The following is a 22,017-nucleotide window of genomic DNA, read 5'->3' as shown; positions in this document are numbered from 1 at the left end:
CGTAAAAAAATAAAAAAATGAAAAAAGTAGTAATTGCATATAGCGGGGGACTTGATACTTCTTATTGTGCTAAATATTTATCTAAAGAAGAAAATTTTGAGGTGCATGCGGTAAGTGTAAACACTGGTGGTTTTTCAGAAGAAGAGATCTACAAAATAGGATCCAACGCAAAACTGATGGGGGCAACCTCTTATAAAAACATCCATGCGGTTTCCACTTTTTACAATAAGGTAGTAAAATTCCTCGTTTTCGGGAATGTTTTAAAAAACAATACCTACCCGCTTTCCGTAAGTGCCGAAAGGATTATTCAGGCCATTGAGATCGTTAATTATGCAAAAGAGATCGGGGCAGAATTTATTGCGCATGGAAGTACAGGTGCAGGAAACGATCAGGTGAGATTTGATATGATCTTTCAGATACTTGCTCCCGGAATAAAAATTATTACTCCCATTAGAGATAAGCAATTAACCCGGCAGGAGGAGATTGAATATCTTCAGAAAAATGGCGTGGAACTAAACTGGGAAAAGGCCAAATATTCAGTAAATAAAGGCCTTTGGGGAACCAGTGTGGGAGGAGCAGAAACCCTGACTTCCAACAAACCCTTACCGGAATCTGCTTATCCGTCTCAATTGGAAAAAAATGAACCAAAACAAATCAGTCTCACTTTTACAAAAGGAGAACTAACTGCAATAAATGAAAAGGAGAATCTTCCGGAAAAGAATATTGAAATTCTGGAAGGGATCGCTTCAAAATATGCCATTGGAAGGGATATTCACGTTGGAGACACCATCATTGGGATTAAGGGCAGAGTGGGTTTTGAAGCCGCGGCCGCATTAATTACCATAAAAGCGCATCATTTGCTGGAAAAACACAGCCTGAGCAAATGGCAACTTCAGCATAAGGAATATATCGCCGGCTGGTATGGAACACATCTTCACGAAGGTCAGTATCTGGATCCGGTGATGAGGAATATGGAAGCTTTTTTAGAAAGTTCTCAGGAACAGGTGACCGGAAAAGTCTTTTTAACCCTGCATCCATATCGCTTTGTGCTCGACGGAATTGAATCTCCATTTGATTTGATGAACAGTGATTTTGGAAATTATGGCGAGGAAAATAAAGCCTGGACTGCCGATGATGCCAAAGGATTTATTAAGATCTTATCAAATTCTGGAAAGATATACCAAAACGTAAAACAAAACTGATGATACAAGTTGGAATTATAGGAGGAGCCGGGTATACCGCAGGAGAACTCATCAGGATATTGCTGAGACATCCGGAGGTCAACCTGAATTTTATTTACAGCACTTCCCAGGCTGGAAAACCTGTTACTCACATCCATCAGGACTTGCTGGGAGAAACGGAACTCCACTTTAGCGGAAAGATATCTAAAGATGTAGATGTATTATTTTTATGTTTAGGTCATGGAAATTCGATAAAATTCCTTGCAGCGCATGATCTTTCAGAAAACACAAAGATCATAGACCTTAGTACCGATTACAGAATGGCTTCTGATGATCATTCTTTTGTATATGGTTTGCCTGAATTTAACAGGGAAGCGATAAAAAGAGCACATTACATTGCCAATCCGGGTTGTTTTGCAACAGCCATCAGTCTGGCTATTTTGCCGCTTGCCGCTGAGAAGCTTCTAAAGGATGCTGTTCATGTAAATGCGGTGACCGGTGCAACCGGCGCCGGGACTTCGCTTTCAGAAACCACTCATTTTACCTGGCGGGACAATAACTTTTCGGCATATAAAGCTTTTGAACATCAGCATTTAAATGAGATAGGGCAAAGCGTAAAAATGCTTCAGAAGGCACACGACCAGGAAATAAATTTTATACCAAACCGGGGTAATTTTTCCCGGGGAATTCACGCTACTGCTTATACCAGATTTAGCGGAAGTCCTGAAGATGCGATTGAAATTTATAAACGGACTTATATGGATGCGGCTTTCACCTTTGTTATAGACGAAGAAATTCATTTGAAACAGGTGGTAAACACCAATAAGTGTCTTCTTAAACTTCAGAAATTCGGAGATAAGTTGTTAATTACAAGTGTGATAGATAATTTATTGAAAGGAGCATCCGGGCAGGCAATTCAAAATATGAATTTGATGTTTGGGCTTGAAGAATCTACAGGACTGAAATTGAAAGCGAATTATTTTTAAATATTAATTAAACCTCACAGGTTTTAAAAACCTATGAGGTTTTTAAAAAGAGAACTCATGAAAATAGCCATCATCGGAGCCGGGAACCTTGGGATTTCAATCGCAAAAGGATTGATCCTGAACAATGCGATCACCAGTCTTTATCTTTCAAAACGAAAAATCGGGAATCTGGAGGAATTTAAGGACTTTCCAAAGGTTGAAATAACCCCGGATAATAAACTGGCAGTTGAAAACTCGGATATCCTTATTCTTGCGGTACAGCCACTTCAGCTTGAAAATGTGCTGCACGAAATAAAAGATCTGTTAACAGAAAATCACGTGCTTATTTCAACAGTTACAGGTTTTGCAATTAGCCGGATGGAAAGTATTGTGGGAGAACGCTATATCATTCGTGCTATGCCCAATACGGCTATCGCAGTTGGGAAATCAATGACCTGTTTAGCCAGCAACAAAATAGGTGAAAAAAGGATTGCTGTAGCAGAGGCTATTTTTAACAGATTAGGGACCAGCATTATTATCCCGGAATCTAAAATGCAGGCCGCAACAGTTATTTGCGCAAGCGGGATCGCATTCTGGATGCGTTTGATGCGGGCAACAACGCAGGGTGCCATTCAACTTGGGTTTGATGCAAAGGAAGCTCAGGAATTATCTATGCAAACCTGTCTTGGAGCCGCCAGTTTATTGATAGAATCGGGAATGCATCCGGAAGCTGAAATAGACAAGGTTACAACACCGCGTGGCTGCACTATAGAAGGTTTAAATGAAATGGAACACAATGGCTTAAGTTCCTCGCTTATCAAGGGAATTCAGGCTTCGTTCAAAAAAATCAATACGATCACAACCGATTAATTATGAAATTATTTGATGTTTATCCGCTTTATGATATCACTCCGGTGAAGGGAAGCGGCGTTTATGTTTATGAGGAGAATGGAACAGAATATCTGGATCTTTACGGTGGTCACGCAGTGATTTCCATAGGACATTCACATTCCGAGTACACAAAGGCGATTTGTGAACAGGTGGGGAAACTGGGGTTTTATTCAAATTCGGTCCATAATCCCTTGCAGGATGAATTTTCCAAAAAACTTGAAAAAGTATCAGGAATCAGGGATTATAGCTTGTTTTTATGCAATTCCGGAGCAGAAGCAAATGAAAATGCTTTAAAACTGGCATCCTTCCATACCGGAAAAAGCAGGATCATTTATTTTGAAAATGCCTTCCATGGAAGAACTTCGGGAGTGGTTGCGGTAACAGATAATGAATCTATCAAGGCGCCATTTAATATTCATAATCCTGTTACAAAACTTGCTTTTGAAGATTTGAGCAGACTGGAAGAAGCATTGGCAAAAGAGGATGTTGCAGCGGTTATTGTTGAAGTTATTCAAGGTGTTGGCGGACTCGATGAAGCAAGCACAGAATTTTACAGATCAACTTCAGAATTATGCAAAAAATACAAAACTGTTTTAATTGCCGATGAGGTGCAGTCTGGATATGGAAGAACCGGTGATTTTTTTGCATTTATGAAACACGGAATACGGCCGGATATAATTTCCATTGCAAAAGGTATGGGGAATGGATTCCCGATAGGAGGTGTTTTAATAGATAAATCCATCAAGGCAAAACATGGATTGCTGGGAACAACATTTGGCGGAAACCATCTGGCATGTGCTGCCGGGGTTGCTGTTCTGGATACTATAGAAAAGGAAAACCTTCAGAAAAACGCCAAAGATCTTTTTGAATATGTAAAATTAAAGTCGGCTGAAATACCGCAGATAAAAAGGTTAAAGGGGCGGGGATTGATGATAGGGCTGGAATTTGATTTTGAGATCGCTGCGCTTCGGAAGGAACTTTTATATAAGCACAGGGTTTTTACCGGAGGCTCTTCCAATAAAAAATTGCTTAGAATTCTGCCTCCGTTAACTATTAAAGAGGAACATTTTGAAAGGTTTTTTGAAGCATTGAAAATAGCGTTAGCAAATTAAAAACAGTAATGAACGGTAAAGAGTCAAGATCGTTCCGCCTTTTGCGTAACTGCAAGAACCAAGAAAAAAGACTTGATTTTAATTAACTGATAAACATTTTGTTATGATTTCTGTTTTTTCAAAATACTTTAATTATCGATATAATTGAAAAATTCAGAAAAGTAAGGTTTGGTTATTAAAAATACCATTGGAATGCCCATAAATGAGTGGTTTCAGCTTTCACAAAAATGTCTGCCGGACAACAATGAATCAAAAAAATCTAATAGAAAAAATTAAATGTCACTATAAACAGATGGAAAATTACATCGATTTAACCGATATAGAAGACCTTCAGGAATTGATAAAAGAAGCGCTTCAGCTAAAAAAAGAAAATTCCGCAGCCAAATTGGGGAAAGGGAAAACCCTGGGAATGCTGTTTTTTAACCCAAGTCTTCGCACAAGATTAAGCACAGAAAAAGCCGCCAGATTGCTGGGAATGGATGTGATGGTCATGAATGCGGGTACCGATGGCTGGGCGCTGGAATTTGAGGATGGAGCCGTGATGAATTCAGACAAGGCAGAGCATATAAAGGAAGCAGCAGCGGTGCTATCCCAATATTGTGACATTATCGCGGTGCGTGCTTTTCCGGGATTAAAGGACAGGGATAAGGATGAAATGGAGCTTGTGATGAACAGTTTTAAAAAGTACGCTTCGGTTCCGTTGATCAACCTGGAAAGTGCAACGGGACATCCGCTGCAGGGACTTACCGACGGGCTTACAATTACAGAGCTAAAATCCACCAAAAAACCAAAGGTTGTGCTTACCTGGGCACCACATCCAAAGGCTTTGCCACAATCTGTTCCTAATTCCTTTGTGGAATTTATGCAAAAACTGGATGTTGATCTTGTGATCACCAATCCGGAGGGTTATGACCTTAATCCTGCAATCACAAAAGATACACCGGTAATCCATGACCAGGAAATGGCCTTAAAAAACGCCGATTTTGTGTATGTGAAAAACTGGAGCAGTTATCAAACCTATGGGACAATATTGAACACCAATCCTTCCTGGACTTTCGGCGCAAAAAAGCTGGGGTTGACTAATAATGCAAAGGTGATGCATTGTCTTCCAGTAAGAAGAAATGTGGTGATTGACGATGAGGTATTGGACAGTGAAAATTCCATTGTAATCCATCAGGCCAATAACAGGACTTTTGCGGCACAGGCGGTTTTGACGAGGTTGTTGTCCCCCCCAACCCCCGAAGGGGGAGTTGAAAAAGAGTTCCCAGTTCAAGAAAAAGAATAAAAAAATATTCGTGTATTCGTGGCTAAAAAATCCGATGTAATAAACAATAGAAATGAAAAAACAAAGGCTTAAAGTAGTAAAGATAGGAGGGAAGCTCATTGAAGACGAGGAGAAATTCCAGCTGTTTCTGAAGGATTTTTCATCTTTGGAAGGGCCAAAAATCCTGGTTCATGGAGGAGGGAATTATGCTACTGAAATGGCTGATAAGTTAGGCTATGAAACCAAAATGATCGACGGCAGAAGGATTACCGACAGCAATTCCCTGAAAGTGATCATCATGACCTACGGTGGCCTGATAAACAAAAGTATGGTCGCCAAATTACTGGCTTTGGACTGTAATTCCATTGGACTTTGCGGAGCCGATGGGGGAAGTATTATTTCTACGAAAAGGGAAGTAAAGGATATTGATTATGGATTTGTTGGTGATATTGCTGAAATCAATTCAGCCTTTATTTCCTCACTTTTAGAGCAAAATATCACACCTGTGTTTTCTGCAATTTCCTGTACCCGGGAAGGGGAATTGTTGAACACCAACGGAGATTCTGTTGCAGCTGAACTGGCCATCGCGCTAAGTTCCAGCTATGAAACGGAACTTTATTTTTGTTTTGAAAAAAAGGGAGTGCTTGAAAATGCAGCCGATGATAATTCGGTTATAGAAAATTTGAATTTAAAAAAATATAAAGCCTTACTCGCTGAAAAAGTGATTAGTGACGGGATGTTGCCAAAGCTTTACAATTGTTTCCAGGCGCTCGAAAGTGGCGTTTCCAAAATCTGTTTAGGAGATTCGTCTTTGCTTCAAAAGAATTCAAAACATACTAAAATATTCAAATAATGAACATTCCAAAACTTCAGGTGCAAGCCATAGAACTACTCAAAAACCTCATTCAGACTTCATCTTTTTCAGGTGAAGAAGGCGATACCGCCAAATTGTTGGAGAATTGGTTTATAGCACATAAAATTCCATTTAATCGACATTTGAATAATGTATGGGCTAAAAATGCCGGTTTTGATGAAACCAAGCCAACTTTATTGCTCAATTCTCATCACGATACGGTAAAACCAAATTCCGGATATACGCGAAATCCTTTTGAAGCAATTGTAGAATCCGGGAAACTATACGGTTTGGGAAGTAATGATGCCGGTGGATGCCTGGTTTCACTTTTGGCAACCTTCACCTGGTTTTATGAAGCTGAAGATTTAAATTATAATATCATTTTTGCGGGAACCGCAGAAGAGGAAATCAATGGCGAAAATGGGATTGCATGTCTGTTGCCCATTTTACCGAAAGTCGACGTGGCAATTGTGGGAGAACCTACCTTAATGCAATTGGCAATTTCAGAAAAAGGCCTGGTGGTTTTTGATGCTATTGTACATGGAACGCCTTCCCACGCAGCGCATCCCAATAATGATAATGCAATTTATAAGGCTGCCAGAGCGCTGCAATGGTTTGAGAATTTTAGTCTTGAAAAAGTTTCAGAATCCCTTGGGGAGGTTAAATTGACGGTTACTCAGATAAATGCCGGAAGTCAGCACAACGTAGTTCCCGCACGTGTACATTTGGTGCTGGACGTGAGGGTAAATGATTGTTATACCAATGCTGAAATTGAACAAATTTTAATGGAGAAGGCTCCTGTAGACGAAATAACAGCACGTTCACTCAGGTTAAATTCCTCCTCAATTCCTGAAGATCATGATTTGGTAAAGGCTGGAGTTTCACAGGGAATGAAAACCTACGGTTCCCCAACCCTTTCAGATCAGGCAATGCTGAAATGTTCATCCTTAAAACTTGGACCAGGAGATTCCACAAGATCACATTCTGCAAATGAATTTATTTATGTGAAGGAAATTGAAGAAGGGATCGAAAAATATATCAAATTGCTGAAAAAGGCTCTTAAATAAAATAAAACACATATGAAACTTTGGGATAAAGGAATACCGATAAATAAGAAAATTGAAAAATTCACCGTTGGAAATGACCGGGAGCTCGATATGTTTATCGCCAGCTACGATATTACCGCTTCAAAGGCACATGCCAGAATGTTGGGGAAAGTGAAGATCTTAACATCAATGGAGGTTGAAGAGATTTGTGGGGAACTTGATAAACTTCAACAACAATTAAATGATGGGACTTTTGTAATTGAGGAGGAATTTGAGGATGTTCACTCCAAAATTGAGTTTGAACTTACCAGGGTTTTGGGAGAAACCGGAAAAAAGATCCATACAGCACGTTCAAGGAACGACCAGGTTTTGGTGGCTATGCAGTTGTATTTTAAAGAAAACCTTATAGAGATCTCAGGAAAAACCGGAACATTGATCGATGTATTATTGGATCTGGCAGAGGAACATAAGGAAAAGGTGCTACCGGGATACACACATTTGCAGGTGGCGATGCCTTCTTCTTTTGGCTTATGGTTTTCGGCTTATGCCGAACTATTGATCGATGATCTTTATTTACTAGAAGCAGGTTTGAAGATCGTAGATCAGAATCCGCTTGGTTCTGCGGCGGGTTATGGTTCTTCATTTCCTATAGACAGAGAGTTTACAACAAAAGAACTCGGCTTTAAAACCCTTAAGTATAATGTGGTTGCCGCTCAAATGAGCAGGGGGAAAAGCGAGCGTACTGTTACCTCGAATATAGCATCTCTTTCAAATACCTTGTCAAGGTTTGCGATGGATGTTTGCTTATATATGAGTCAGAATTTTGATTTCATCACTTTTCCCGATGAACTTACCACTGGCTCGAGTATTATGCCACATAAAAAGAATCCGGATGTATTTGAACTTATTCGCGGGAAATGCAATAAACTGCAGGCCATTGCAAATGAGATGATCCTTATCACAAACAATTTGCCAAGCGGCTATCACAGGGATTATCAATTGATAAAGGAAAACAGTTTATATGCAGTAGAAAGTATCAAAGAGATCCTGGATATTTTTATTTATTCCATCGCTTTGGTAAAAGTTAAAGAAGTAGATCTAAATCAGGAAAAATATAAATACCTGTTTACTGTTGATAGTATTAATGATCTTGTAATGCAGGGGAAATCTTTCCGGGAAGCTTACAAAGAGATAGGGGAGCAGGTTCAGAATAGCACCTATGAGGCATCAAACCCAAAAAAACATACTCATTTAGGAAGCAAGGATAATTTGGCATTGGCAGAAATTGCGAGGAAAAAGGATGAATTATAGCAGGAATCAATCAAAAACCTCGGGGGAATAAAACCCTCAATGAGGGATTTTAAAAAAAACCTCCCCGTAATAATGACAAAAGAGGAGGTTGCATTCAAACTAACAAAAAATTTAAATAATCGTCATCTGCCCGTATTGCAGGTTTTCATTGTTGAAATCACCGGGTTCCAGCACGAGACTTTCAAGAACATCCCCCACACTTTTAGTGGTTTGTACGCCCCCTATATCCGGAGTGCTTATTTGTGATTTTATACTTAATTCTACCGCATCAATAACAGCCTGAGCTTCTTTTGCCAAATTAAAATGCTCCAGAAGCATTGCAGCAGAAAGGATCGAAGCCACAGGATTTGCAATCCCCTTTCCTGTTGCCTGCGGATAAGAACCATGAATAGGTTCAAACAAAGCGTAGGTTTCTCCTACAGATGCCGATGCCAGTAAACCAATGCTTCCACCAATTATACTAGCTTCATCAGAAAGGATATCCCCGAACATATTTTCGGTAAGGATCACATCAAATTGCCTGGGATTAAGAATTAATTGCATAGCGGCATTATCTACAAAAAGGAAATCCAGCTCCACATCGGGATATTCTTTGGCCAGTTGGGTTACCGTTTTTCGCCATAGCCTGGAAGTTTCCAGAACATTGGCTTTATCAACTAAAGTGATTTTTTTTCGACGATTTTGAGCGGCCTTAAAAGCCAAATGCGCAATTCGTTCTATTTCTTCAACCGTATAAGTACAAGTATCGGTTGCACTTTTTTCATCTTCAGAAAGACTTCTTTCACCGTAATAAATTCCGCTGGTTAGTTCCCTGTAAATTATCATATCTGCACCATCAATGCGCTCTGGCCGCAAAGGGGAATGCTCCAGTAAACTTTTATAAGCTTTTATAGGCCGGATGTTTGCGAACAAGCCCAATTCCTTTCGCAAGCGCAAAAGGCCTTGTTCCGGGCGAATTTTTGCCTCAGGGTGGTTGTCATATTTTGGATCACCAATGGCTCCAAAAAGTACGGCATCCGATTTTTTACACAACGCAAGGGTCGCTTCCGGAAGGGGATCTCCCGTAAGTTCAATACCTGCTGCTCCTACCGGTGCCGATTCAAATATAAATTCGTGCTGAAAGCGTTCGGCTACCGCCTGCAATACTTTCACCGATTGCTGCGTTATTTCAGGACCTATTCCGTCTCCCGGTAAAACTGCTATATTTAATTTCATCTGTTTATATTATTGTTTTTTATCGGTCATATGTAACATCCATAATAATCATCCCCCTGTGTATCGACTTGCCGTTATGGATGTTTCATATTTGTATTATTTTTTAAGGCTACATCAACTTTTTACACAAAATTTTCATCGGCATGTTCTTTTAAAAATTCCAGTTGCTTTTCTTCGAAATTTTTAATCGCTTTCTTTCTGCTAATCAGGAAATCAATATCATCATATCCACTGATCATGCAGGTTTTTTTATACGGATCTATCTCAAAATTTTCTGAAAGATTTTTATCAAGAATTTCTATTTTTTGATTCCCGAGATCTATTTTCAGCTCGCTTTTAGAGTTTTCCAGAATGCTTTTGAAAAGCGCGTCCAAAAATTCTTTACTAACCTGAACCGGAAGAAGTCCGTTGTTAAGAGCATTTCCTTTAAAAATGTCGGCAAAATAACTCGAAACAATCACCTTAAACCCAAAGGCCTTCAATGCCCAGGCAGCATGTTCGCGGCTGGATCCACAACCAAAATTGTCTCCGGCTACAAGGATGGATCCGGTATATTTTTTATCGTTCAGGCTGAATTCCTCATTGGGATTTCCGTTTTTGTCGAATCGCCAGTCCCGGAACAAATTCTCTCCAAATCCTTCTTTATCGGTAGCTTTTAAAAAGCGGGCAGGAATAATTTGATCCGTATCAATGTTTTCAATCATTAATGGAATGGCAGTATCTTTTAGGGTGATAAATTTTTCCATCTTAATTAAGGTGTTTGGTGAAATCGGTTATTTTTCCGGCAATTGCCGTTGCTGCCGCGGTAAGCGGACTCGCAAGAATTGTTCTGGAACCTTGTCCCTGCCTTCCTTCAAAATTCCGGTTACTTGTTGAAACGCAATATTCCCCCTCCGGGATCTTGTCATCATTCATCGCAAGACAAGCCGAGCAACCAGGTTGCCTTAGCGTGAATCCTGCTTCTTCAAAAATCTGAACCAATCCTTCTTCCCGTAATTGTGCAGCTACCTGTTGGGAGCCGGGAACTATTAGCGCATTTACATTCTCGGCTTTTTTCTTTCCTTTGATATAAGCTGCCACTATTCTAAAATCCTCAATTCTGGAATTGGTGCAACTTCCTATAAAAATGTAATTGATGGTTTTATTTATCAAGGATTCTCCTTCCTTAAAATCCATATATTCCAGGGATTTTAAATCGCTTTTTCCAAGATTTGAGGGAATGGTCCCGCTTAATTTTATCCCCATTCCGGGATTGGTCCCATACGTGATCATAGGCTCAATATCTTCAGCTTCCAGGCTATATTCCTTATCAAAAACCGCATCTGCATCCGTTTTTAAGGTTTTCCAATAAGCCCTTAAGTTTTTAAACTCTGTTCCTTTGGGTGCAAATTTCCGATCTTTTATATATTCAAAGGTGGTCTCATCCGGTGCGATCAAGCCTCCACGGGCTCCCATTTCAATACTCATATTGCAAACGGTCATTCTGCCTTCCATAGACATCTCCTCAAAAACATTTCCGGAATATTCGCAGAAATATCCTGTTCCTGAATTTGTTCCAAGCTTGCTTATAATATAAAGGATCACATCTTTTGGGAGTACTCCCTTTTTTAACTTTCCGTTAAGGTTGATCCTGAGTTTTTTAGGTTTTTCTAAAAGTAAACACTGGCTGGCAAAAACCTGAGCTACCTGACTCGTGCCGATTCCAAATGCAATTGTTCCAAAAGCACCGTGGGTAGAGGTGTGGCTGTCTCCGCAAACTATAGTCATTCCCGGCTGGGTAATTCCCAGTTCGGGGGCAATCACATGAACAATTCCATTATATGCGTGACCCAAACCGTATAAGGTGATGTTGTTTTCTTCGCAGTTTCTGGATAATTCTTTTAGTTGGTTTCTGGATAATAATTCTTTTACCGGTAAATGCTGATCTATGGTTGGCGTATTATGATCTGCCGTAGCAACTATTTTATCTGGCCTGAAAACGGGTATGTTGCGTTCCTTAAGCTCGTTAAATGCCTGTGGACTCGTAACTTCATGGATTAGGTGTTTGTCTATATATAAGACATCTGGCCCATTAGGAATGGTTTCCACCACATGAGCATCCCATATTTTATCGAAAAGTGTTTTTTTCATATGTAGATCCTTATTGTTTTTTTATTGGTCTCCCGATAGCTATCGGGAGTAATTCGCAAGTCTTAATTGGTGTTTGCATCGAATTTCCGTTATGCTCCTTTCATAGTTGGTTATGCAAATATTCTGTGATTTTTTTTGGTAATTTCCATAATAGTATGAATGTCAAGATCTCCAACTTCTTTGCGGTTATCGGCGAAATTTAAAAATTCGGTATATACGCTGTCCAGCTCAAGTTTGGTCAATTCATACCCCATCTTTTTTGCCCTGTAAGCCAATGCGGCTCTTCCGCTTCTTGCAGTAAGCACAATAGCCGATTCAGTAACCCCAACATCCAGGGGATTTATTATTTCATAAGTTTCCCTGTTTTTAATAATCCCATCCTGATGTATCCCGGAACTATGTGCAAAAGCATTTGTTCCAACGATGGCCTTATTAGGCTGGACAAAAATCCCCATTTCCTGAGCAACCATATTGCTGGTGTCAAAAAGGAATTTAGGATTGATATCTGTATGCAAATTCAACCCTGGATGTTGGCGTAAGATCATCACCACTTCTTCCAGCGAAGTATTCCCTGCGCGTTCTCCCACTCCATTAATGGTACATTCAATTTGCCTTGCTCCATTCATTACTCCGGCAATGGCGTTTGCCGTAGCCATTCCCAGGTCGTTATGGCAGTGGCAGGAAATTCGAACGTTTTCTATACCCTTGACGTTTTCCTTCAAATATTTGATTTTCTGGCCGTACTCTTCGGGAAGACAATATCCTGTGGTATCTGGAATATTTAGAACCGTAGCTCCTGCTTTTACTGCAGCTGTACATACTTTGGCCAAATATTCATTTCTGGTTCTTCCGGCGTCTTCAGCATAAAACTCGACGTCTTCTACGAAGGTTTTTGCATACCTAACCGCATCAAAAGCCCGTTCGATTATTTGATCCTCGGTAGCATTAAATTTATATTTTATGTGCATTGGAGAAGTACCAATTCCGGTATGGATTCTTGGTTTTTTTGCAAATTTCAGGGCTTCAGCAGCTACTTCAATATCCTTTCTTACCGCCCGGGTAAGTCCGCAAACGGTAGCATTTTTTACCAGTTTGGAAATTTCAGAAACAGATTTAAAATCTCCGGGGCTGGAAATAGGAAATCCGGCTTCTATTACATCTACTCCCAGTTCATCCAGGCGCGCAGCTATTTTTAACTTCTGTGAAGTGTTTAATTTACATCCCGGAACCTGTTCTCCATCTCTTAACGTAGTGTCAAAAATTTCTACTTTTTCAGTACCCATAACAGTTTAATTTTGCTTTATCTTTAACTAAAGTATTGGATTACTTCCTTTCAAAAAATGAAAACTCATTTAGATTACGACAATGGAGGTAGAATTAGGGGTTTTATATGACTGATAATCAATTAATTACATAAAATTTTGTTACAATGACCAATGGGCAAACAGATAACTTATTTACTTTAATAAAATCCCTTTCCCCTTCTGAAAAGAGACAATTTTCTCTATATGTTGGAAGAATAGGAGTAAATACAGACAGTAAATTCCTGAATTTATTCAAATTGATGGCCCGGGAGAAAAAATATGATGAGAAGGTTATTTTAGCAAATACGGACATTAGTAAACAGCAACTTTCCAATATAAAAGCACATCTCTATAAGCAGATTTTGGTAAGTCTGCGATTAAATCCTGCGCATCAAAGTATTCCTGTTTTTATAAGGGAACAGTTGGATTTTTCCTCAATTTTATACCGAAAAGGTTTGTATAAGCAAAGTTTGAAGCTACTTGACAAGGTCAAGGCCACAGCTTTGTATTATGAGGAAAAAAGTGCTTTGTATGAGATCCTGGAATGGGAAAAAATAATTGAATCCCAGTATATTACCCGAAGTATTCACAACCGTGCTGAAACTTTGATCCATGAAACCGAAGATCTTATTTATTTAAATGTAATTGCCAATAAATTATCCAATTTATCTCTGGGCCTATACGGCATCTACCTGAAACGTGGTTATGCGCGCACCGCAGAGGAAGCGATGGAAATCAAGAGGTATTTTCAGGAAAAAATGCCTGATTTTGAATTTAGTAGGTTGGGATTTCGGGAGAAGTTATGGTTGTACAAATCTCATTTGTGGTTTAATTTTATCACCCAGGATTTTCTGGCGTGTTATCGCTATTCCAAAAAATGGATCGAGCTTTTTAATGAAAAACAGCATTTAATCAGGGTTCACCCAATTCTTTATTTAAAAGGGAATCATTATTTACTGGAATCCCTTTTTTATTTAAACCATGTAAAGGTTTTTGAAAAAGTGTTGAGTGACCTTGAAACGACTTTAAAGGATCCCAAGATCCCGGATGATGATAATACGGCCGCATTGTCCTTTATATATCTTTATTCCAATAAACTGAATTTAAGATTTATGAAAGGAGAATTTTCCAACGGAGAAATACTGGTAGAAAAAATCTTAAAAAGGATCAAAAAATTTGAAAGCCGAATCGATGTTCACCATATTATGGTGTTTTATTATAAAATTGCCAGTTTGTATTTTGGCGATGGAAACAATAAGAAATGCATCGAATTTTTAGGTAAGATCATCAATAATAATACCCTTGAAATGCGGGAAGACCTTATGTGTTTTTCACGAATACTGAATCTTGTTGCACATTATGAAGCAGGTTTAGATTATAATTTGGAACGTTTGATAAAATCCACCTACAAATTTTTGATAAAGATGAATGATCTCCATGAGGTTCAAAAGGAGATGATCAAATTCCTACGTAATCTTCCGGAAATTTCTCCTCTTGATATAAAAGATGAATTTCGAAAGCTGCATGCAACCTTAAAACAATATGAAGATCATCCTTTTGAACGAAGGGCATTTTTGTATCTGGATATCATATCATGGCTGGAAAGTAAAATTGAAGACCGCCCGATCTCTGATATTATTGAAAGTAAATATAAAGTGTTGAGCAGATAAGGACTTCAAGTTTTGTAAAAGGAAATCAACAAGCATCCCAAATCGGTTCCCGGGGTGGGGGAGCGATAATTTCTATAAGCTCTTTTTTCACGGGATGGATGAAGGAAAGTTTACGCGCGTGTAAATGAATACTGGCATCTTTATTACTTCGGTCGAATCCATATTTTAAATCTCCTTTTATTGGGGAACCGATTGCTGAAAGCTGACTCCTAATTTGGTGATGCCTTCCTGTCTCAAGGTCTATTTCCAGCAAATAATAATTATCCAGTTTTTTTAAGATACGATAATGAAGAATCGCTTTTTTGCTTTCCGGAACTTCCTTGATATGGGCGATGGATTTGTTTTGCTTAGGATTTCGTTTTAAAAAATGAACCAAAGTTCCTTCTGCCTGCGGCGGTGCATTTTTAACAATCGCCCAATAGGTTTTTTGGGTTTCCCTGTCGGAAAATAGTTTGTTTAAACGGGTCAAGGCCTTAGATGTTTTTGCGAAAACCACGATTCCTGTGGTTGGCCTGTCAAGGCGGTGTACAACGCCAAGATACACCGCTCCGGGTTTGTTGTATTTTTCTGAAATATATTCTTTCACCACTTCACTTAAAGGCTGGTCTCCGGTTTTATCACCTTGAACTATATCACCGGAGCGTTTATTGATCACAATTAAGTGATTGTCTTCAAAAAGGATCTGAAGATTGGATTTGTTGGAGTGTATATGTAAATTGTTTGAACCCAAACTGGAAAGTTTTTCTTTAATAAATAGATGTGAGAGGAAGAGAATTGAGATAACTTAAAATGAATATCATACCTCATTTCTCAATACTGCTCCTGGTCATTGGGAAAATCACCCGATTTTACATCTTCTTTATATTGTTGAAGAGCACTGGTCATCTGGGCGTGCATATCGAGGTATCTTCTTAAAAACCGCGGATTGAAGTCGTGGTTCATCCCTATCATATCGTGTAAAACCAAAACCTGGCCGTCTACTCCGTTTCCTGCACCGATCCCTATTACCGGAATACTCACGCTTTCTGCCACTTCGCGGGCTAGTTTAGCCGGCACTTTCTCGAGTACCATTGCAAAACAACCCAAACGCTCCAACATTAACGCATCCGATTTTAATTTTTCAGCTTCTTCGTCTTCTTTTGCGCGCACGGTATACGTACCGAATTTATAAATAGACTGGGGAGTAAGTCCCAAATGGCCCATTACCGGAATCCCGGCATTTAGTATTCTCTTTATCGATTCTTTTACTTCTTTCCCTCCTTCAAGTTTAACCGCATGACCGCCGCTTTCTTTCATGATCCTAATCGCAGATCTCAAGGCTTCTTTGGGATCACTTTGGTAACTTCCAAAGGGTAAATCCACTACAACTAAGGACCTGTGAATTCCCCTTACTACACTTGCCGCGTGATAAATCATTTGATCCAGGGTAATAGGAAGCGTGGTTTCATGTCCTGCCATAACATTACTTGCAGAATCACCAACGAGAATAACATCGATGCCAGCCCCGTCCACTATTTGCGCCATGGTATAATCATAGGCGGTTAGCATGGCAATTTTTTCACCATTCTTTTTCATTTCCACTAAAGTTTTGGTGGTAATGCGTTTGTATTGTTTTTTGGCAACTGACATTGATTCTATTTTTTGTGGAGTAAAAGTACTAAATTAGTATGCTACATTCAAACCTGCGAGATATGAAGATTTTAGTTTGTTTATTGGTTCTATTCACCGGATTCTCAGTTGTTGCCCAGGAAGTTTCAGAAGAAACAGCGGCAAAAAATACGGTGGAATCTTTTTTTATTGCCTTTCATAATCAGGATTCACTTGCTTTAAGGGAATTAGCGCACTCATCTGTCACTATGCAATCCATTGCTGAAGATGAGGAAGGAAACGTGGAATTAACAACCGATACCTATTCAGATTTTATAAAAGCCATTAGTTCTATTCCTGAAACCACCAAATTTGAAGAAAAACTTCATTCTTTTGAAATAAAGGTGAACGGGCCATTGGCGAATGTGATAACGCCTTATTCGTTTTTTGTGAACGAAGAATTAAGTCATTGCGGTGTGAATTCCTTTCAATTATTTAAGGAAGAAGGAATCTGGAAAATAATTTATATAGTTGATACCCGAAGCAATGAAGATTGCGGGACCAGCCTTCAGTTTCGCATTAAAAACTGATTTTTTCAAATACAAAAGCTGTTGCTTTTAGGGATATAGCGCTTTGTTTTTTACAGAAGCCTGGGTAGCAGGAAGAAAACAACGGTTGCATTATTTAGTCCGTGCATTAAAATTGGCCATAGAAGTCCGTTGTTTTCGATCTTTATTTTTCCGAAGAAAAAACCTGCGATAATCCTGGGTATGACCAGTAGGAACAATACAAAGTCCAGTTGAAAACCTTCCACATAATTGAAAACATGGACCATTCCGAAGATAACAGCGGTTATGAGCCATACCGCAATATAATAGCGACCCAAAAACTCACATAATCTTTGCTGCCAGTTTAGTGGAATAAATTCTTTCAGAAATAAAAAAGAAAGGATTGCTAAAAGGATCAAAAAAACATATTTGACTACCCAGAAAACATCCAGTGGAATAAAGGCCGTAACGATTACCAGAATCCAAATGGTAAGAAAAAACAGGAATTCGTTTTGAGAAGGTTGAATTAAAGTGCGAAACATTCCTTCTTCTATAACGGGTGCAAGAATGACAGCGAGAAAAATGAATTTCCAGGGACTCTTCTCGAGCAGTTCATTTAAATTTGATTGCTGATATTGTTCAAGATCAAATTCGGGAAAAATTGCATGGATGATTCCCAGGAACAGGAAAAAAACAAAATAAGATGCGATCATCCAGCCGAAATTTCGAAAGAGGTTTTTCATTTTCTCCCAATCTGGATTTGCTGAAATTGTCAATTATTTAAATTTAAGTTGAATTTATAAATATGGAATTCAGCTAGCACCTTGTTCCCATTTCTATTTTTTATTTTGATAAGTTTTTTTGAAAAATATCATTGTTGTCCGATAAACATTTTTTATTGAAAGCTGCAACCATACATTCATTTCATTTTTCTATTTTCTGGACTTTCATCTTGGTTCTGTCTTGGTTCGTGGTTCTTGCAGTTTTGCCGAAGGCGGAACGATCTTGACTCTTAACCGAAAATCAATAAAAAAATGAAGAATTAAATTAACAGTCGCTTAAATTAACCTTTACTGCCAATCCACCTTCCGAAGTTTCCTTGTATTTTGAATTCATATCTTTTGCGGTATCCCACATAGTAGCAATCACTTTATCCAATGGCACTTTGGCCTTGGAAGCGTCACTTTCCATCGCGATCTCTGCTGCATTGATCGCCTTTATGGCTCCCATCGCATTTCGCTCTATACAGGGGATTTGCACCAAGCCTCCAATAGGGTCACAGGTTAACCCGAGGTGATGTTCCATGGCGATTTCACTTGCCATAAGCACTTGCTCCGGGGTTCCGCCCATAGCTTCAGTAAGCGCAGCTGCGGCCATAGCAGAAGAAACGCCAATTTCTGCCTGGCATCCGCCCATAGCAGCAGATATTGTGGCACCTTTTTTAAACAGACTGCCAATTTCTCCGGCTACCAGCATAAATCTTTTAATATCCTGAAAAGTTGCTTCGTGATTTTCTATTACAAGGTAATACATTAAAACAGCGGGAACCGTCCCTGCGCTGCCATTGGTAGGTGCTGTTACCACTCTACCCAACGAGGCATTCACCTCATTTACACTTATTGCAAAACAGCTTACCCATTTAAGGATTTGTCTAAATTTAACTTCGGTTTGGCGAATAACTTCCAGCCATTCCTGAGGGGAATTGTACTGTGCATCTCCAATAAGGCGTTTGTGCATATCGAAAGAGCGGCGGTGAACATTTAAACCTCCCGGCAACGTACCTTCCGTATGGCATCCCGTGTACATAGATTCCAGCATAACCTTCCAAATGTGTTTTAATCCGGAATCGATTTCTTCTTCACTTCTCAGGGATTTTTCATTCTCCAGAACAATTGCGGAGATTGGTTTGTTTTCGGCTTTGCAAAAGGCTAAGAGTTCGGTTGCTTTTTCTATTGGAAAAGGGAATTGCTGAAAGCTTTCCATTTTCTTTTTCGCATTTTTGCGTTCCTCTTTTACCACAAAACCTCCGCCTATGGAATAAAATGAAGAGACGGTTTTTTTGCCGTTGATTAAACCCGCCCGAAATGTCATTCCGTTAGGATGAAATTCAAGAAATTTTCTATTAAATTTTATTTGCTCCACTGAATTAAAGTGGATTGTCTTTTCATTATTCAACCGAATGGTCCGTGTATCCAGGATAAGTTGTATTTCAGGATCGATTTGATCGATATCCATAGTTACCGGGTCAAATCCACATAAACCAAGCATAACAGCAATGTCTGTTGCATGGCCTTTTCCGGTTAGGGAAAGGGATCCGTATAGATCTATATGAATGCTTTCCACCTGGTCGAAGATGTCCTTTTGCTTCAGTTCTTCTATCCAGCGCTGCGCTGCACGCCAGGGTCCTAAAGTATGTGAACTTGAAGGGCCAACGCCCACCTTTAACATATCAAAAACACTTATACATTCAATTTTTTGCATTCTTCAATAGTTATGAGGTTGCAAAAATAAGGATTTGGTAGGTGAGGAGGGTATTTTTTATCTTATTCTTATTAAGATTTTTCTTTATCGGCTATCTATGAAGCCTTCAGAAATATCAGAAAAATTTTAGGATAAACAAATGTAAAAAGGAAGCTTGATCCTATAAGAAAGAATGAAGGGAATCGCCGGGGGAACTAACATTATGACAACCTGTCAGAGCGAATCCGCTGGCATAAAGATTGTCTAATACCAAATGTGAAAACGAAACATTAATAAAAATTTAAGTATATAGTTATGAGCAAAATAATTGGAATTGACTTAGGTACTACCAACTCGTGCGTCGCTGTAATGGAGGGTAACGAGCCCACGGTAATTCCTAACGCTGAAGGAAAGAGAACGACCCCTTCTGTAATCGCTTTTGTTGAAGGTGGAGAAATTAAAGTAGGAGATCCTGCAAAACGTCAGGCGGTAACAAATCCTACCAAGACTATTTCTTCCATTAAACGTTTTATGGGAAATAAATATTCTGAATCTTCTAAAGAAGCAGGAAGAGTTCCTTATAAAGTGTTGAAAGGGGATAATGATACAGCCCGTGTGGATATTGACGGAAGAAAATATACTCCGCAGGAATTATCGGCGATGATCCTTCAGAAAATGAAAAAAACTGCTGAAGATTATTTAGGACATGAAGTTACAGAAGCGGTTGTTACTGTTCCTGCTTATTTTAACGATGCGCAACGTCAGGCTACAAAAGAAGCCGGTGAGATCGCAGGTCTTAAAGTAAGAAGAATAATAAACGAACCAACTGCAGCAGCACTTGCTTACGGGTTGGATAAAAAGTCCATCGACCAGAAGATCGCTGTTTATGATCTTGGTGGTGGTACTTTTGATATCTCAATTTTGGAATTAGGGGATGGAGTTTTTGAAGTATTATCTACAAACGGAGATACCCATTTAGGTGGAGATGATTTTGATGAAGTGATTATCGACTGGCTTGCTGATGATTTTAAGAAAGCAGAAGATATCGATCTTAGAAAAGACCCAATGGCTTTGCAACGTTTGAAAGAAGCTGCAGAAAAAGCTAAAATTGAATTGTCTTCTTCTACACAAACTGAAATCAATTTACCATATGTTACTGCAACTGCAAGTGGACCAAAACACCTTGTACAAACTTTAACCAGATCTAAATTTGAACAATTAGCAGATGAATTGGTGAAACGTTCTATGGCTCCTGTGAAAAAAGCATTGGATGATGCAGGTCTTACAAAAAGCGATATTGACGAAGTTATTTTAGTAGGTGGATCTACAAGAATTCCTAAAATTCAGGAAGAAGTAGAAGCATTTTTTGGAAAAAAACCTTCTAAAGGAGTGAATCCGGATGAGGTTGTTGCAATTGGAGCAGCTATTCAGGGTGGAGTACTAACAGGAGATGTAAAAGATGTATTGTTACTGGATGTAACACCACTTTCTCTGGGTATCGAAACTATGGGTGGCGTATTGACTAAATTAATCGAGTCTAATACAACCATTCCAACCAAGAAATCTCAGGTATTCTCTACGGCATCCGATAATCAGCCATCTGTTGAAATTCACGTATTGCAGGGAGAACGACCAATGGCTACAGATAATAAAACCATAGGTAGATTCCACTTAGATGGAATTCCACCGGCTCAAAGAGGAACTCCACAAATTGAAGTGACCTTTGATATCGATGCCAACGGTATTATTAAAGTAAGCGCTACAGATAAAGCTACCAACAAAACTCAGGACATTAGAATTGAAGCTTCTTCAGGATTAACCGAGGATGAGATCAAGAAAATGAAGGCTGATGCTGAAGCAAATGCTGAAAGCGATAAAAAAGCCAAGGAGAAAGTTGATAAGCTGAACGAAGCAGATGCAATGATCTTCCAGACTGAAAAGCAACTGAAAGAATTTGGTGATAAATTATCTGATGATAAGAAAAAACCTATTGAAGATGCTTTGGAAGAGTTGAAAAAAGCATACGAAACCAAGGAAATTGAAACTATTTCTCCAGCACTGGATAAGGTAAATGAAGCCTGGAAAGTTGCTTCTGAAGAGATGTACAAAGCACAAGCCGAACAAGGTGGTGCTGCCGGAGGACCGGAAGCCGGACCATCCGGAGACGGACAACAAGGCGGAGACAGCTCTAAACAAGGTGACGATGTTGAAGATGTAGATTTTGAAGAAGTGAAGTAAGCAGGACGTTGGTTTTGCTTAGCAAAACCCTACGTATCGCTTATCCTGAGCCGCAGGCGAAGGATCTCTTTAAACTCAAATCATATTAAGGCGCAACCATTAATTTGGTTGCGTTTTTTTTATGAAATTTTGTAGAAATATGGTTAAACCTTACTTTTTATATGGGAAACCATATATTATTCTTAAATAAAATAATGTATATTAGCAAAAATGTATTTTTCGCCCCTACCTTAAGTACAGGT

At 39.1% G+C, this 22,017-nt stretch carries 19 protein-coding genes; 11 read left to right on the top strand and 8 right to left on the bottom strand.

Annotated elements, in window-relative coordinates; all coding sequences use genetic code 11:
- The first annotated feature begins 17 nt into the window (after positions 1–17).
- The 8 genes from ACKGJN_RS05300 (at position 18) to argH (ending at position 8,623) form a co-directional block, all read left to right on the top strand.
- On the top strand, positions 18–1,202 hold the full coding sequence (locus ACKGJN_RS05300) for an argininosuccinate synthase (RefSeq protein WP_409538405.1): 1,185 nt from the start codon (positions 18–20) through the stop codon (positions 1,200–1,202).
- Complete coding sequence (gene argC, locus ACKGJN_RS05295) at positions 1,202–2,167, top strand: N-acetyl-gamma-glutamyl-phosphate reductase (protein ID WP_409538404.1); 966 nt, start codon at positions 1,202–1,204, stop codon at positions 2,165–2,167. The genes ACKGJN_RS05300 and argC overlap by 1 nt, the downstream gene beginning before the upstream one ends.
- A gap of 57 nt (positions 2,168–2,224) precedes the next feature.
- Positions 2,225–3,016 carry a pyrroline-5-carboxylate reductase gene (gene proC / locus ACKGJN_RS05290; RefSeq protein WP_409538403.1) on the top strand — a complete coding sequence of 264 codons (792 nt, stop codon included), beginning with the start codon at positions 2,225–2,227 and terminating at the stop codon, positions 3,014–3,016.
- Between the two features lie 2 nt (positions 3,017–3,018).
- Positions 3,019–4,149 carry an aspartate aminotransferase family protein gene (locus tag ACKGJN_RS05285; RefSeq protein ID WP_409538402.1) on the top strand — a complete coding sequence of 377 codons (1,131 nt, stop codon included), beginning with the start codon at positions 3,019–3,021 and terminating at the stop codon, positions 4,147–4,149.
- Positions 4,150–4,441: 292 nt separating this feature from the next.
- Positions 4,442–5,434, top strand: a complete 993-nt coding sequence (locus tag ACKGJN_RS05280; RefSeq protein WP_409538401.1) for an N-acetylornithine carbamoyltransferase — start codon at positions 4,442–4,444, stop codon at positions 5,432–5,434.
- A gap of 52 nt (positions 5,435–5,486) precedes the next feature.
- Positions 5,487–6,266, top strand: coding sequence for an acetylglutamate kinase (gene argB, locus ACKGJN_RS05275; protein WP_409538400.1), 780 nt, complete (start codon positions 5,487–5,489; stop codon positions 6,264–6,266).
- The gene (locus ACKGJN_RS05270) at positions 6,266–7,333 is read left to right on the top strand and encodes a M20 family metallo-hydrolase (RefSeq protein ID WP_409538399.1); all 1,068 of its coding nucleotides are present in this window, start codon (positions 6,266–6,268) and stop codon (positions 7,331–7,333) included. Before argB ends, ACKGJN_RS05270 begins: the two co-directional genes overlap by 1 nt.
- A 12-nt stretch (positions 7,334–7,345) precedes the next feature.
- On the top strand, positions 7,346–8,623 hold the full coding sequence (gene argH, locus ACKGJN_RS05265; RefSeq protein WP_409538398.1) for an argininosuccinate lyase: 1,278 nt from the start codon (positions 7,346–7,348) through the stop codon (positions 8,621–8,623).
- A gap of 111 nt (positions 8,624–8,734) precedes the next feature.
- On the opposite strand, the gene leuB is transcribed toward argH, so the two are convergent.
- From leuB to ACKGJN_RS05245, 4 genes are all read right to left on the bottom strand, one after another.
- A complete protein-coding gene (gene leuB / locus ACKGJN_RS05260) occupies positions 8,735–9,838 on the bottom strand; it encodes a 3-isopropylmalate dehydrogenase (RefSeq protein WP_409538397.1) in 1,104 nt (367 codons plus the stop codon).
- A gap of 122 nt (positions 9,839–9,960) precedes the next feature.
- A complete protein-coding gene (leuD, locus tag ACKGJN_RS05255) occupies positions 9,961–10,584 on the bottom strand; it encodes a 3-isopropylmalate dehydratase small subunit (protein WP_409538396.1) in 624 nt (207 codons plus the stop codon).
- 1 nt (position 10,585) lies between these two features.
- A complete protein-coding gene (gene leuC, locus ACKGJN_RS05250) occupies positions 10,586–11,968 on the bottom strand; it encodes a 3-isopropylmalate dehydratase large subunit (RefSeq protein WP_409538395.1) in 1,383 nt (460 codons plus the stop codon).
- A gap of 110 nt (positions 11,969–12,078) precedes the next feature.
- Positions 12,079–13,251 (bottom strand): 2-isopropylmalate synthase, encoded by a 1,173-nt coding sequence (locus ACKGJN_RS05245; protein WP_409538394.1) that lies wholly within the window; start codon positions 13,249–13,251, stop codon positions 12,079–12,081.
- A 146-nt stretch (positions 13,252–13,397) separates the two neighbouring features.
- Here ACKGJN_RS05245 and ACKGJN_RS05240 point away from each other — a divergent pair, with 146 nt between their 5' ends.
- Positions 13,398–14,942, top strand: coding sequence for a hypothetical protein (locus tag ACKGJN_RS05240; RefSeq protein ID WP_409538393.1), 1,545 nt, complete (start codon positions 13,398–13,400; stop codon positions 14,940–14,942).
- A 25-nt stretch (positions 14,943–14,967) separates the two neighbouring features.
- Here ACKGJN_RS05240 and ACKGJN_RS05235 read toward each other — a convergent pair whose 3' ends face one another.
- Positions 14,968–15,672 carry an RluA family pseudouridine synthase gene (locus tag ACKGJN_RS05235; RefSeq protein WP_409538392.1) on the bottom strand — a complete coding sequence of 235 codons (705 nt, stop codon included), beginning with the start codon at positions 15,670–15,672 and terminating at the stop codon, positions 14,968–14,970.
- 80 nt (positions 15,673–15,752) lie between these two features.
- A complete protein-coding gene (gene panB / locus ACKGJN_RS05230; RefSeq protein WP_409538391.1) occupies positions 15,753–16,571 on the bottom strand; it encodes a 3-methyl-2-oxobutanoate hydroxymethyltransferase in 819 nt (272 codons plus the stop codon).
- A 62-nt stretch (positions 16,572–16,633) separates the two neighbouring features.
- On the opposite strand from panB, the gene ACKGJN_RS05225 reads away from it, so the two are divergent.
- Positions 16,634–17,119, top strand: a complete 486-nt coding sequence (locus ACKGJN_RS05225; protein ID WP_409538390.1) for a nuclear transport factor 2 family protein — start codon at positions 16,634–16,636, stop codon at positions 17,117–17,119.
- A 50-nt stretch (positions 17,120–17,169) separates the two neighbouring features.
- On the opposite strand, the gene ACKGJN_RS05220 is transcribed toward ACKGJN_RS05225, so the two are convergent.
- Positions 17,170–17,820, bottom strand: coding sequence for a CPBP family glutamic-type intramembrane protease (locus ACKGJN_RS05220; protein WP_409538389.1), 651 nt, complete (start codon positions 17,818–17,820; stop codon positions 17,170–17,172).
- 304 nt (positions 17,821–18,124) lie between these two features.
- A complete protein-coding gene (locus ACKGJN_RS05215; protein WP_409538388.1) occupies positions 18,125–19,558 on the bottom strand; it encodes an L-serine ammonia-lyase in 1,434 nt (477 codons plus the stop codon).
- A gap of 294 nt (positions 19,559–19,852) precedes the next feature.
- Here ACKGJN_RS05215 and dnaK point away from each other — a divergent pair, with 294 nt between their 5' ends.
- Positions 19,853–21,775, top strand: a complete 1,923-nt coding sequence (gene dnaK, locus ACKGJN_RS05210; RefSeq protein WP_409538387.1) for a molecular chaperone DnaK — start codon at positions 19,853–19,855, stop codon at positions 21,773–21,775.
- Positions 21,776–22,017: the final 242 nt, after the last annotated feature.

Origin of the sequence: Gillisia xinjiangensis (assembly GCF_046298265.1) — a bacterium.
In the GTDB taxonomy this organism is placed as follows: domain Bacteria; phylum Bacteroidota; class Bacteroidia; order Flavobacteriales; family Flavobacteriaceae; genus Gillisia; species Gillisia xinjiangensis.
Note: the sequence above shows the minus strand (reverse complement) of the source record. Positions and strands in the feature narration are given on the sequence as shown.